This is a genomic window from Amycolatopsis sp. NPDC059021, from assembly GCF_042739895.1.
Taxonomy (GTDB): Bacteria; Actinomycetota; Actinomycetes; order Mycobacteriales; family Pseudonocardiaceae; genus Amycolatopsis.
Map to the genome: position 1 here is coordinate 82,019 of NZ_JBHYIQ010000020.1, position 12,608 is coordinate 94,626.

Sequence of the window (12,608 nt, forward strand, 5' to 3'; positions counted from 1 at the left end):
GGTCCGGCGCGGACGGCTCGCTACGTCTGCTGGAGCAGGGTGAGGTAGGCGTCGAGCTGTGCCGCTCCGGCGAGAAGGTTGCGGCTGCGCAGGGTCAGCCTCTCCTGCCAGGAATCGAGGAAGGCACTCAACGCGTCCGCCCCGCCCGCCTCGCGCAGCGATTCGAGGAACTGCGCGACCTGGCGCAGCCGATAGCCGCCGCGGCGCAGCTGCCGGGCGATCTCGGCGTCGCGCACGGAGTCCGGCCCGTAGTGGCGATACCCCGTCGCCCGATCGCGTTCGGGGTGCAGGATGCCCTCGGACTCCCACGTGCGCAGCGTCGCCGGGTGCACGCCGAGCCGGTGCGCGAGTTCGCCCACGGTCAGCGGCCTGCCCTGGACCGGGGCGGGTGCCGAGGTGGAGAGGCTGCCCAGCGCCGCCGCCACCTCGGTGCGGGTGCCGCGCTCGGCGAGCAGCTCGACGTGCGCGGTGTCGATGAGCCGGTAGGCGGCTTCGGTGTCGCCCCGGTTGGTCGCGCGCATGATCTCGATCGCCCGCTGATGCCCGTGGCCGCCGCGCAACGCGAGAAAAGCGCGAAGGGCCTGCGCGTGCAGCGGTGTGTAGCGCCGGTAGCCGGACTCGCTGCGCTGGGTCGGCGGGAAGACGCCCGCGTCGTCGTAGTTCCGGATCGCCTGCGCGGACAATCCGTGTTCCCTGGCGAGGTCGATGGGCCGCAGCTCGCACCTCCTTTGAGGCTTAACACTCTCGGGCTCAGGTAGACGCCGCAGAGGTTTCACTCGGTTCTTCAACGATAGCGTCGATGGTGGTTCCTGACGAAAGGGGTATTCATGTCGCTGCAGGGGATCGGCCGCCGACTCGACGATCCGGCGAGCCTGGGCCACGCCCTCGACGAGTTGCTCGCCGCGCGGGCCGAGCCGCCGGTGGTGTTCGCCCTCGGCGAGCCGACCCACGGGATCGAGGCGTTTCCGTTGCTGCGCAACGAAATTCTCGGTCACCTGGTCGAACGCGGGTATCGGTCGATCGTGCTGGAGACCGATGTCTTCGCCGCGTCCCTTGTGGATGATTACGTGAGCGGGGCCGAGATGGACCTCGACACGGTGCTCGCGACCGGGTTCAGCCACGGATTCGGCACCGTGCCGGGCAACCGCGAACTCGTCGAATGGCTCCGCGCGCACAATGCCGACCGTGCGCCGTCGGATCGGGTTCGCTTCCACGGTTTCGACGCGCCGCTGGAGATCTCGAGTGCGCCCAGCCCGCGGCGCGCACTGTCCGCGGTCAACGACTACCTGCCCTCGGCACTGCGACCCGCGTCAGCCCGCGACCTCGACGCGTTGCTCGGTGAGGACACGGACTGGACGAACGAGGCGGCCGCGTTCGACCCGGCCGCGTCCATCGGCGACTCCGACCGCGCTCGCGCCTTGCGTCTCGTCGCGGACGACCTCGCGAGCGCGCTTCACCGCGCGGCACCTGGACTCCACACTGCCGATCCGACCGGCTTCGCGCACGCCGTCGCGCACGCGCGCACCGCCCAAGGCCTGCTGCGGTATCACGCGGCCATGGCCAGTCCGGCGCCCGAGCGCGTCGCGACCCTGTTCAGCCTGCGCTCGGAGATGATGGCCGAGAACCTGCACGCGATCGTCGGGCGGGAACAGGAACGCGGGCCGAGCCTGGTTTTCGCACACAATGGCCTCCTGCACCGCCACACGCCGGCCGATGGCGGCGCCGTGAGCTGGGGCAACCCCGGCGCGCTCGTCGAACTCACCCTCGGCGAGCGCTACCTGTTCGTCGCCACGGACGCCAGTCCGGAGAGCGGGCCGGACACCCTTCAGCGCGTGCTGGCCGAGGCGACCATTCGGCGCACTCTCTTCCCGGCAGCGGAGCTGCGCGCCGCGCTTCCCGCGTCGATCGGCACGGCCAAGCCCATGGTGCGCGGCCATCTCCCGCTGACCCCGGCGGACCTGACCGGCGCCGACGCGGTCATCTTCCTCGCCGACACCGACGGGAAGCAGCATCAGTACTGGTAGGGGGCGTCTGGCGATTCCTCGGCGTGGCCGGACAGCCGGGTGACCAGTGCTCGCACCAGCTCGCGGAGTTTTTCGGGTCGCTCGATGACGAACGGGCGGTCGAGCGCGGCGAGCAGCGGCGGAATCCATTCGAGCCGCTGCGCTCGTATCCGGGCCCGCAGCCATGAAGTGCCGTCGATTTCCTCCAAAATGGCTACGGCAGGCGGGAAGGCGGAACGGATCTGCGCGGGTGTCGCCTGAATCCGCACGGAAACCTCGTGCTGGTAAGGCGTTTCGGCGATCGCGGTCAGCACCCGCTCGGCTGAATCGAAACCGGCCGGCACGTCAAAGGTTCCCTCGCGCGTCTCGACGCTGGTGATCCGGTCGACGCGGAAAGTACGCACCTCACCGCTGGCGGAGTCGAAGCCCGTCACGTACCACCGCCCGGAGTGCGCCACGACCCCGTAGGGCTGAACGACGCGTTCGCTGGCACCGCCATGGCTTGCGGTGTAAGCGAGTTCGACCGGGCGACGATCCCGCGCCGCCTCCGCGACGGTGAGCAGTATTCCGGCCTCCGCGGTGAGTGCCGATCGTGCCGGCGCGGTGAAATCGGTGATCTCCAGCAACGCTTCGAGACGGCGTCCGAGTGCTTCGGGCAGCACTCGCCGGACCTTCGCGACCGCGCTCTCGGCGGCCGCGGCCGAGGTGGTGACCAGCCCGGCACGCCGTCCCGCGACCAGGCCGAGCAGGACGGCGAGCGCCTCCTCGCCGGTGAGCATCAGCGGGGGCATCCGATAGCCGGGGGCCAAGCGGTACCCGCCGTGGCGTCCGCGCACCGACCGGACCGGGATGTCCAGGTCGAGGAGGTGCTCGACGTAGCGGCGGACGGTGCGCTCGTCGACGTCGAGCCGCTCGGCGAGTTCGGCGACGGTCCGGGTGCCGCCGCCCTGGAGGATCTCCAGCAGGGTCAGTACGCGGGCGATCGGCCGGGTCACGGAAAGATCCTCGCAATACCGGGCGGATTCTGTCCACTATCGCTTCTAGCGTGGTCGGTGTCCCTCGGAGGACGGGTCCCACCGCCCTCCGGTCCCATGGAAAGGATCCGCCGTGCAGTTCGTCTCCGTCCGTGTCATCAGCAACGACGTCGCCCGCCTCGCCGGGTTCTACGAGCAGGCGACCGGCCTCGCGGCGCGCTGGCCAGCCGAGCAGTTCGCCGAACTCGTCGGCCCGTCGTGCACGCTCGCGATCGGCAGCGCCCAGACGATGGCGCTCTTCAGCGCCGGAGCGGCCGTGCCCGAATCGAACCGGACCGCGATCCTCGAGTTCCTCGTCGAGGACGTCGACCGGGAGTACGAGCGGCTGACGAGCCTGGCCGCCGCCCCCGAGATCGTGCAGAAACCGACCACGATGCCGTGGGGAAACCGGTCCCTGCTGTTCCGCGATCCCGACGGCAACCTGGTCAACTTCTTCACCCCGCTCACCGAGGACGCCCGCGCGCGGCTCGCCCGCTGACGGTCCCCGGACGGCGGAAAACCGAGACCCGTGCCTGCCCGAACCGGTAACATCTCCGCCGATGATCACGCAGCCAGCCCGCTCGGAACCGGTGGACCTGCACAGCCCGACGGCGATCACGACGCCGGACTGGACCGGGCGGAAGGTGCGGTTACGCGCGATCACCCCGGGGGACCATCGCACGCTGGCCGGGTTCGACCGGGACGCGGCGGGCGACCCGTCCCCGCGCATCGGTGGTTACCGGCATTGGGCCGCGCACCGGGCGAACGCGGCCGCCGGTGACGACCGCCAGTTCGCGATCGAGACGCTGCGCGGCCGGATGCTGGTCGGGTCGTTGTGGATCACCGAAGCGGGCCCGTTTCCCGGCCTGTTCAGCTACGGCATCGGGATCGCGCCACGGCATCGGCGCTGTGGTTACGCCGCGGACGCCATCGCCGTCGTGCTCGCGGTCATGTTCGGGCACGGCTACCAGAAGTGCGAGGTCAGCGTCTACGGCGGGAATCTCGCCTCGCTCGCGCTGCACGGCAGCCTCGGTTTCCGCGAGGAGGGCCGCCTGCGCGACCCCGAACTGCTGCGCGGGGAAATCAAGTACCCGGTGACGATGGGGATCACCGCCCGCGAATTCGCCGCGTTCCACCAGGATTTCTCCGCGTCGCAGCCGTATGTCGTCTCCGGGCGGGGCCGGCACTGGCGTCGGCGCCGAGGGCGTCACTGGCGCGCCCAGCGCCTGAACTGACTCCGCCTAGCGGCCGGGCAGGCGGAGCGTGGCGATCCCGGCGAGGACGAGGTCGATCCCGGCGAGGAACTGCTCGCGGTCGTCGTGCTCGCGCAGTTGCTCCGCGACAGCCCGGGTGAACGGGTAGTCGTCGGGGTCGAGTTCTTCCCAGGCCTTCGCCACGGCGCCGAGGAACTCGGCACGGTCCACATCGGACTCGACGCCGCGGGCGTTCGCCGCGTTCTGGCCTGCGGCGCCGAGGATGTAGTGCATCAGCGCCGAAGTCGCCGTGAACCAGTTGTCTTCGGGCACCCCCAGCGCGCGGACCTGCCTGCCGATGCTCTCGAAGATCCGCGGCGCCACCGGTCCCCCGGGGCCGCGGGAGAGCTGGGTGGCGAGCTGCGTGGCAAGCCACGGATGGTCGTCGATCGCGTCGAACAGGCCGAACGCGACGGCGCGGATCGCGTCCTGCGGCGAGCCCGCTGGCCCGGCGGGCTCGCCGGCCAGCGCGGCGGCGATGACGGCGTCCGTCGCGGCGTCGAGCAGCTCGCCCTTGTTCGCCACATGCCAGTAGATCGCCCCTGGCCCGGTCGCGAGGCGCTGGGTCAGCGCCCGGAATGTCAGCCCACCCTCGCCCTCCGCGTCGAGCAGCTCGATGGCGGCCTCGACGATTCGCTCACGGGAGAGCGCTTCCGTACGCCGCTGTGACCGGCGTTCCCGCGTTGCCATGCCCTCATCTTGACATATCTGGAATGACGTTCCAACATGGCGTATGGAACGTCATTCCATAGATCCCGGAGGAACCTGCTGCCATGACCACCCCTGTCACGATCATCGGCGCCGGACTCGGCGGCCTCACGCTCGCCCGCGTCCTGCACGTCAACGGAATCCCGGCCACGGTGTACGAGGCGGAACCCTCACCGACCGCGCGGGCACAGGGCGGGATGCTCGACATCCACGACTACAACGGCCAGCCGGCACTGGAGGCGGCCGGCCTGCTCGACGCGTTCCCCGGCCTCATCCTGGAAGGTCGCCAGCAACAGCGGATCCTCGACCGGGATGGCACGGTGCTGTTCGACCAGGCCGACGACGGCACGGGCGGGCGTCCCGAAGTACAGCGCGGCGAGTTGCGGCAACTGCTGCTCGACTCGCTCCCGGCCGGCACTGTCCACTGGGGACGGAAGGTCGGCGGCGTCCGCTCGCTCGGCGATGGCCGTCACGAGGTGACCTTCGCCGACGACAACACTGTCGTCACAAACCTGCTGGTCGGCGCCGACGGCGCGTGGTCCAAGGTCCGGCCGCTGCTGTCCGGCGCGGTGCCCGAGTACACCGGCATGTCGATCGTCGAGACCTATCTGTACGAGGCGGACATCCGGCATCCGGCCACGGCGAAAGCGGTCGGTGGCGGGGCGATGTGCGCACTCGCGCCGGGCAAGGGAATCCAGGCACACCGCGAGAGCGGTGACACCCTGCACACCTACGTGGCACTCACCAAGCCACTGGACTGGTTCGCCGCCATCGATTTCACCGATCCGGCCACGACGATCGCCCGGATCACGCGGGAGTTCGAGGGCTGGGCCCGGGAACTCACCGCGCTGATCACCGACGGCGACACCGCGCCGGTCCTGCGTCCGCACTATGCCCTGCCGATCGAACACCGGTGGAATCGAGTGCCGGGCGTGACCCTGATCGGCGACGCCGCCCATCTCGCGGCCCCTAACGGCGAAGGCGCCAACCTGGCCATGCTTGACGGCGCGGAGCTCGGCAAAGCCCTCGCCGCACACCCCGACGACGTCGAAACGGCGCTCGCCGAGTACGAGCAGGCCATGTTCCCCCGCAGCGCCGAAGCCGCCGCCGACGGCACCGAGTTGCTCCAGAAGATCATGTACGGCGCCGATGCACCCCACAGCATGGTCGACATGTTCATCGGCCACGGACAGATCGGCTGAGCCTCGCCGCATTTACATACATACACCATGTATGTAAGGTGGGCCGTACCGATCCGAGGAGGGCACCATGCTCGAACGCACCGGTCAGGTACAGCTCGGCCAGGGCACGCTGGACTACGTGGACACCGGTTCCGGCCGTCCGGTGGTCTTCGTGCACGGGTTGCTGGTGAACGCGGACCTTTGGCGAGCGGTCGTGCCCGCGGTCGCCGAAGCGGGGTTCCGCTGCCTCGCGCCGGACTGGCCGCTCGGCGCGCACCGGCGGCCGCTGACGCCGGACGCGGACCTCACGCCGTCCGGCGTGGCGAAGCTGATCGCCGACTTCCTCGCCGCGCTCGACCTGCGTGACGTGCTGGTGGTGGCCAACGACACCGGCGGCGCGCTCACGCAGATCCTGATGGCGAACCATCCCGAGCGGATCGCCGGAGTGGTGCTGACGCCGTCGGACTCGTTCGAGCACTTCTTCCCGCCGATCTTCGCGCCGCTCCCCCGGCTCGCCCGGATCCCGGGGACCATCGGGGTGCTGGCCGCCGCGTTGCGCAGCAAGTTCGTCCGCTCACTCCCGGTCGGCTTCGGCTGGGTGGCGAAGCGGCCGGTCCCGATGGACGCCGTCCACTCGTACATCGACCCCTCGTGGCGTTCGGCGGGTATCCGGCGGGATCTCCGGAAGTTCCTGCGCGGGGTGGACAAGCGCTACACCATCGAGGCCGCGGAGAAGCTGCGCGAGTTCCGCCGCCCGGTGCTGCTCGCGTGGGCCACCGAGGACAAGCTGTTCCCGCTTTCGCTGGCCCACCGCCTGCTGGAGGTGCTTCCGGACGCCCGGCTGACCGAGATCGACGACAGCTACACGTTCGTCCCGGAGGACCGGCCCGAGAAGCTGAACGAGCTGATCATCGGGTTCGCGCGAGAGAGGGTTTTCGCCTTGGCAGACTGATGGGTCATGCGCCGCAGTCAGCACGATCGCTCCAGTAGTACCCGGTCCGCCCTGACCACCGCCGCCCGCGCGCTCTTCGCCGCGCGCGGGTATCACGCGGTGCCCGCCGACGAGATCGTGCGCGCCGCCGGGGTCACGCGGGGCGCGCTCTATCACCACTACGCCGACAAGCAGGCGCTGTTCCGGGACGTGGTGATCGAGGTGGAAACCGAGTTCACCGCCGAGATCACCACCCTGCTGGACAACGCCCCCGACGTCGCGACGGGGCTGATCTCCGGGCTGAAGGCGTTCCTCGACATCTGCGACCGCCAGGAGATGCGCCGGATCATCCTGATCGACGCGCCCGCCGTGCTCGGCTGGGCGGACTGGCGCGCCATCGAAGCCGAGCACGGCCTCGGCGTGCTCGTCGAAACCCTCACCCGCGCCGTCGACGAGGGCCTCATCCTCCCGCAGCCCGTCGACGTACTGGCCCGGCTCATCCTCAGCGCGCTCATCGAGGCCGCCCTCGTCATCGCGTCCGCCGACGACCCCGCGCAGGCGAGGGCCGACGCCGAGCACTCGCTCGGCCTGTGGTTCGCGGGCATTCTCACCCCACCCCCGGAGGGGTGAGAACGGCCCACGAAACCCCGGGTGGCTCAGAGCCAGGCCACGAGGCGATCCCTCAGTTCCGGGCGCTCCGCCAGGCCGTCGGTCACCCACGAAACCGCCGCGGGGGCGAAGAATTCCCTTGGCGCGCTTGACCAATCGAGCGGGCCGAGCGGCGGCTCGGGGTCGTACTCGGTGCCGAACTGGGCCATCCTCGCGATCTCGTCCCCGGCCAGCCGCGACACCAGGTGCAGCCCCATGTCGATCCCGGCGGACACCCCGGCCGCGGTGAGCATCGGACCGTCCTCGACCCAGCGCTGCCGGACCGGGATGATGCCGAACTCCGGCAGCAGCTCGAACGCGGTCCAGTGCGTCGTGGCCCGGCGCCCCTTCATCAGCCCCGCCGCGCCCAGCAGCAGCGAACCGCTGCACACGGACGCGGTGATCTCGGCGTGTGCGGAGGCCTCGCGCAGATAGCCGAGCAGCGTTTCGTCGGTCATGGCACGGAAAGCGGGCGTCGCGCCACCGGGCACGACCACGACGTCGGGGGCCGGGACGTCGGCGAAGGTGTGGCTCGGCACGATCTTCAGCACGGCGTCGGTCTCATACGCCTCGATCCGCTCGGCGACCACCGCCACCCGGTACTCCTCGGGCCGCAGATACTCCAGCATGCCGAGGACCTGCAGGGGCCCGACCAGGTCGAGCGGCGTCAGGCCGGGAAAGACGACGAAGGCGATCGTTTTCGTGTCAGCGCTCATGATCACGAGATTCCCGGCGTCCCGGCCGTTCCGGGACACCGATGGCCGAAAACGTGGCGAGCATGTCCGGCATCCGTGACGCGGTAGCTTCGTCGCCATGCGCAAGGTCGTGATCGTCGGCTACCCGGACGCCGATCTGCTGGACATCTCCGGCCCGTGGGAGGTCCTGCACTCGGCCAATCAGCTCAGCGAGGAACCGGCCTACGAAATCGTGCTGGCCACGCCGGACGGTCGTCCGATCCGCTGCGATTCGGGCCTGACACTGGGTTCCGCCCTGCGGCTGGACCACGTCTGCGGCCCGCTCGACACGATCATCGTGGCCGGCGGACCCGGGCACGACCGCGCCGCGAGCGACACCCGGGTGCTGGAGCAGCTCCGCGCGCTCGCCACCGTCAGCAAGCGGGTCGCCTCGGTCTGCTCGGGCGCCACGCTGCTCGCCGCGGCGGGTCTCCTCGACGGAAAACGCGCGACCACCCACTGGGCCTACGCCGCCACCTTCGCACAGCGGTTCCCCCGGGTGACGGTCGATCCGGCGCCCCTGTTCGTCCGGGACGGCACCGTCTACACCGCGGGCGGGGTGACCAGCGGGCTCGACCTGACGCTGGCACTGGTCGAGGAGGACCACGGCCCGTCACTGGCCAGGGCCGTCGCCCGCGCGCTGGTCACCTACCTGCAACGGCCGGGAAACCAGGCCCAGGTCAGCATGTTCCTGTCCGCGCCGCCACCGCGGCACCGGGTGGTGGCCGATCTCGCCGCCCACATCACCGGCAATCCCGGCACCGACCTGAGCACGCCCGCGCTGGCCGCGACGGCGGGACTCAGCGTCCGGCAGCTGACCCGGCTGTTCGACGAGCACCTCGGCAGCACGCCGGGCAGGTATGTCCGCTCGGTCCGCACCGAGGCCGCCGCGCAGTTGCTGGCCACCACCGAACTCCCGCTGACCGCGATCGCCCGCCGCTGCGGTTTCGGGTCGAACGAGGCGCTGCGGCAGGCATTCCTCGACCACTACGACCTCCCGCCGTCGGCCTACCGCCGGATCCATCAGCGGCATTCCTTGCGGTGAACGGATTTTCTACTGTCCACAGTGGTCACTGCAGCACCGATCAGCCGTCGACCGGGCACCATGGGTCGGAGGCCCGTCCGGCGGCGACGCCGCAGAAGGCCTGGAGCGTCCGGCTGACTTCACCGCCCTCGACCCGCAGCACCGCGACCGGCTTGTTCTCCGGGACGTTGCGGCTGATGTCGCCGCCGTAGTCGATGGTGCCGGTGACGCCCTCGATGTACTTGTTGGTCTGCCGGGCATCCGGCTGCGAGGTGTGGATCGCGGTGATCTCGCGCCACACCGCGCCCGGCGTCACGGGGATGGTCGCGGCCGTCTCGCGCAGGTAGGCGGTCGCGGTGATCAGCACCTGAGCGGCGTCGAACGCCATCGCCGCGTGACCGTCGAGCGAACGGCCCCGTTCGGTCTGTTCGAAGGGGAACAGCTGCTGGTTCAACGTCGTGTAGAAGTCCCGCGCCAGGCCCTGCGGCGCGGTGACCGGTTCGGTGGCGAAGGACAGGTAGTAGAACGGCATCGCCCGGTTCAGCTGACGCGCCACCTTGTCGGCGATGTACCGGGTCACGTCGTCGTCGCCGATGATCGCGGCCTTGGAGCCGCATTGCCCCGCCCCCGCGACGAAATCGCCGAAGTCCGGGACACCGCGGCCGGCGAAGAACGCGATCCCGGGGAACGAGCACGTGTCCCGGCCCGCGGCCGACGGATTGCCGACGAGCCGCTCGCCGTACCGCTCGTGCGCCACCTTCCCGCCGATGCCGCCGTTCGGCGTCAGCGCCCGCGCGTCGACGGTGAATCCCCGTGCGGTGAACGACTTCACGACGTCGTCGCGGAGATTCGTGCTGTAGATGTCCGCGTCGTCGTCGGAGTAGTAGACGCGGACCTCACGGGACGCGGCCTCCGGCAGCCGCTGGGCGAACGCGGCGGCGACCTCCGCCTCGCGGCGGTTCTGCGGCGTCACCTGGAAGTACATCGGATTGTCGTCGGCGAGGCTGTCCGCCGACAACGTCGAGGCGACCATGGGGATCCCGGCGTTGGACAACGCGGTGATCGTCCGCTGGGTCGGGTCGCTGCTCAGGTCCAGCCCCGCCACGGCCACGATGCTGCGATCCTGTCCGGCGAGTTCGCGCAGCATCCCGGCCACCCGCACGCCCTCACGCATTCCCCGCCCGGCGTTGGCGATCAGGATCCGGACGATCGGATCGGACGCCGCCGGCGCGCTCAGCTGACGCAGCTGCGCGACCGCGAATCCCTCCAGAGACTCGCGTTCTGCGGCGATCCCCTCGGCGGTGCCGGTGGAGGACGTCAGCGCTTCGAGATCGACGATCGTGATGTAGGGCCGCTCCGGCCGGTTCCGGTGCAGGTCCTCGGCCCGCTTGTTCTGCTCGCGGATGATCCGGACGACCTGGGCCGTGGTGTCGTCGGAGGGCTGGAAGAGGTCGAAGCCGCCGTCCGAGATCCCGACGCATTCCGTCCCGGTCGAGACCAGCCACGGATTGTCCGTCCCGCAGTGACTGTCCAAAGTGGTCTTCCGCTGCACGACCAGCCCAGCCGCCGCGAGCGCCACGACGAGCACCGGCACGCCGATGCGGGTCCACCGGCTCGCCCACCACGGCGGCCGCGCGAGCCTGCGCTCCAGGTGGTACCCGTCGAACGAGGCCAGCCGGCGACGCGCGTCGTCGAGCACCTCCTTCGGCTCGCCTTCCCGGATCCGGATCGGCAGGTACCACGCGGTGTCGCGGCGGGCACGGCGGTCGTCGCGCAGCGCGTTCTGCCAGGCCCGGTACGCCTCCGCCGCGGTCGTGGCGTCGAACCGGGGCCGTTCCGGATCGCCGCGGCCCGCGTCCGGCGGGACGTCGTCGCTGGCGCTGATCACCAGCAGCGGATCGAAGAGACCGACCTGGTTGCGGACCCCGTTGAGCAGCCGCAGCAGCCGGTACCCGCCGTTGGCCGGGCTGATCGCGTCGAGCAGGAGCACCGGGTAGGTCATCCGGCGCCGCCGCCACGGCTGCCACGGGCGGATGCGGTAGGCGCGGCGCAGATCCTCGAGGAAAGCGTTGACCAGCAAGCGGGACACGTACTCCGGGGCCTCGCGCTGCCATTCGCCGTCGGTGAGCCGCCGCGCGAACCGCACGAAGCTGCCGGACATCTCCGGCGCGAGGTGCGGCTGGCGGAGAAACCACCGGTACTGTCCGGAAAGGACCGGGACCCGGCCGGTCACCGCGGCGCGGAAGCTCAGCGCGGTCAGGCCCCGCAGGATCGCCAGCGGGACCCGCCACCAGAACTTGTCGCCGGGCAACTGGTCGTCGACGTGCTGGATCGTCGTACGAAAACGTTCGACGAGACCGAGACGCTGGACGCGCCGCAGCAGCGTCCGGTCGGGATTCGGGTCGTGCTCGGCGATCTTCTGGCTCATCAGCCAGACGACGAGGGTGAACAGCCCGAACCGCAACCGGCTGCCCCGCGCCCGCGGATCGCGGATCAGCGCGTTGCGCGCCTCCCACAGCAGATCCCGGACGGTTTCGACGCTCTGCCGGGTCGCGGGCCCGTCGCTGTCGGTCTCTTCACGCCCGGCCAGGCCCAGATACGCGTGCCGGACCGGTTCCGGTTTCGCCTCTTCCAGCCAGCGGCTCAGTTCGGGCAGGACGTCGGCGGCGGAATCGGGACGCACCAGGCAGACCATGGGCAGCCCGCGCCGTCCGGAGCGTTCGTCGTGGTAGCCGCGCTTCCATCGCACGGAGACCTCGTCGAGTTCCCTCGGCCGATCACCGGCACGCGGCCGCTGGTAGAGCGCGCCGATCAGCTTCACCAGCCGATCGGCGCCGCCGAAAACCAGCGGATCCCGTTCACGCACCGTCGGTGTCAAGGCCATGACCGAAGTCTGTCACGCACGCCGGGAGCGCAGTTCGTCATTTGCACCGACAAGGGGCCGTTCCGTTATCGGCGGGGAACGATCTCACTCGGGTGTACGAATGCCGTTACGCCACAAGGGGGAATGCTGAAGGGGGGGTTTATGGCCTTGGATGGGAGGAAAATACCCAAGAGTTGGGCGAAAAGGAGGAAAATAACCCGAAACACACACCACTATAAATCACAAGGGC

General features: G+C 70.2%; 12 protein-coding genes. 7 read left to right on the forward strand and 5 right to left on the reverse strand.

Going from position 1 to position 12,608, the window contains the following annotated elements; all coding sequences use genetic code 11:
- Positions 1 to 20 precede the first annotated feature (20 nt).
- Positions 21 to 716 (reverse strand): TioE family transcriptional regulator, encoded by a 696-nt coding sequence (locus ACFWX1_RS14775; RefSeq protein WP_378387516.1) that lies wholly within the window; start codon positions 714 to 716, stop codon positions 21 to 23.
- A 111-nt stretch (positions 717 to 827) separates the two neighbouring features.
- Between ACFWX1_RS14775 and ACFWX1_RS14780 the strand changes: the two genes are divergently transcribed.
- The gene (locus ACFWX1_RS14780; protein WP_378387441.1) at positions 828 to 2,024 is read left to right on the forward strand and encodes an erythromycin esterase family protein; all 1,197 of its coding nucleotides are present in this window, start codon (positions 828 to 830) and stop codon (positions 2,022 to 2,024) included.
- Here ACFWX1_RS14780 and ACFWX1_RS14785 read toward each other — a convergent pair.
- Entirely contained in the window at positions 2,012 to 2,998 is a 987-nt protein-coding gene (locus ACFWX1_RS14785; protein WP_378387443.1) for a helix-turn-helix transcriptional regulator, read from the reverse strand. The two genes, ACFWX1_RS14780 and ACFWX1_RS14785, sit on opposite strands and share 13 nt — an antisense overlap.
- A gap of 112 nt (positions 2,999 to 3,110) precedes the next feature.
- On the opposite strand from ACFWX1_RS14785, the gene ACFWX1_RS14790 reads away from it, so the two are divergent.
- Positions 3,111 to 3,515, forward strand: a complete 405-nt coding sequence (locus ACFWX1_RS14790; RefSeq protein ID WP_378387444.1) for a VOC family protein — start codon at positions 3,111 to 3,113, stop codon at positions 3,513 to 3,515.
- A 145-nt stretch (positions 3,516 to 3,660) separates the two neighbouring features.
- Complete coding sequence (locus ACFWX1_RS14795; RefSeq protein WP_378387518.1) at positions 3,661 to 4,251, forward strand: GNAT family N-acetyltransferase; 591 nt, start codon at positions 3,661 to 3,663, stop codon at positions 4,249 to 4,251.
- Between the two features lie 6 nt (positions 4,252 to 4,257).
- Here the strand turns inward: ACFWX1_RS14795 and ACFWX1_RS14800 are convergent, their stop codons facing one another.
- Positions 4,258 to 4,959, reverse strand: coding sequence for a TetR/AcrR family transcriptional regulator (locus tag ACFWX1_RS14800; RefSeq protein ID WP_378387446.1), 702 nt, complete (start codon positions 4,957 to 4,959; stop codon positions 4,258 to 4,260).
- Between the two features lie 83 nt (positions 4,960 to 5,042).
- Here ACFWX1_RS14800 and ACFWX1_RS14805 point away from each other — a divergent pair, with 83 nt between their 5' ends.
- From ACFWX1_RS14805 to ACFWX1_RS14815, 3 genes are all read left to right on the forward strand, one after another.
- A complete protein-coding gene (locus tag ACFWX1_RS14805) occupies positions 5,043 to 6,179 on the forward strand; it encodes an FAD-dependent oxidoreductase (RefSeq protein WP_378387448.1) in 1,137 nt (378 codons plus the stop codon).
- Positions 6,180 to 6,246: 67 nt separating this feature from the next.
- Positions 6,247 to 7,110 (forward strand): alpha/beta fold hydrolase, encoded by an 864-nt coding sequence (locus tag ACFWX1_RS14810; protein ID WP_378387450.1) that lies wholly within the window; start codon positions 6,247 to 6,249, stop codon positions 7,108 to 7,110.
- 6 nt (positions 7,111 to 7,116) lie between these two features.
- The gene (locus ACFWX1_RS14815) at positions 7,117 to 7,719 is read left to right on the forward strand and encodes a TetR/AcrR family transcriptional regulator (protein ID WP_378387452.1); all 603 of its coding nucleotides are present in this window, start codon (positions 7,117 to 7,119) and stop codon (positions 7,717 to 7,719) included.
- Between the two features lie 26 nt (positions 7,720 to 7,745).
- Here ACFWX1_RS14815 and ACFWX1_RS14820 read toward each other — a convergent pair whose 3' ends face one another.
- A complete protein-coding gene (locus tag ACFWX1_RS14820; protein ID WP_378387454.1) occupies positions 7,746 to 8,453 on the reverse strand; it encodes a DJ-1/PfpI family protein in 708 nt (235 codons plus the stop codon).
- A gap of 97 nt (positions 8,454 to 8,550) precedes the next feature.
- Between ACFWX1_RS14820 and ACFWX1_RS14825 the strand changes: the two genes are divergently transcribed.
- Complete coding sequence (locus ACFWX1_RS14825) at positions 8,551 to 9,516, forward strand: GlxA family transcriptional regulator (protein ID WP_378387456.1); 966 nt, start codon at positions 8,551 to 8,553, stop codon at positions 9,514 to 9,516.
- A 40-nt stretch (positions 9,517 to 9,556) separates the two neighbouring features.
- Here the strand turns inward: ACFWX1_RS14825 and ACFWX1_RS14830 are convergent, their stop codons facing one another.
- Positions 9,557 to 12,379: a hypothetical protein gene (locus tag ACFWX1_RS14830; protein WP_378387458.1), complete on the reverse strand. Its 2,823-nt coding sequence runs from the start codon at positions 12,377 to 12,379 to the stop codon at positions 9,557 to 9,559.
- Positions 12,380 to 12,608: the final 229 nt, after the last annotated feature.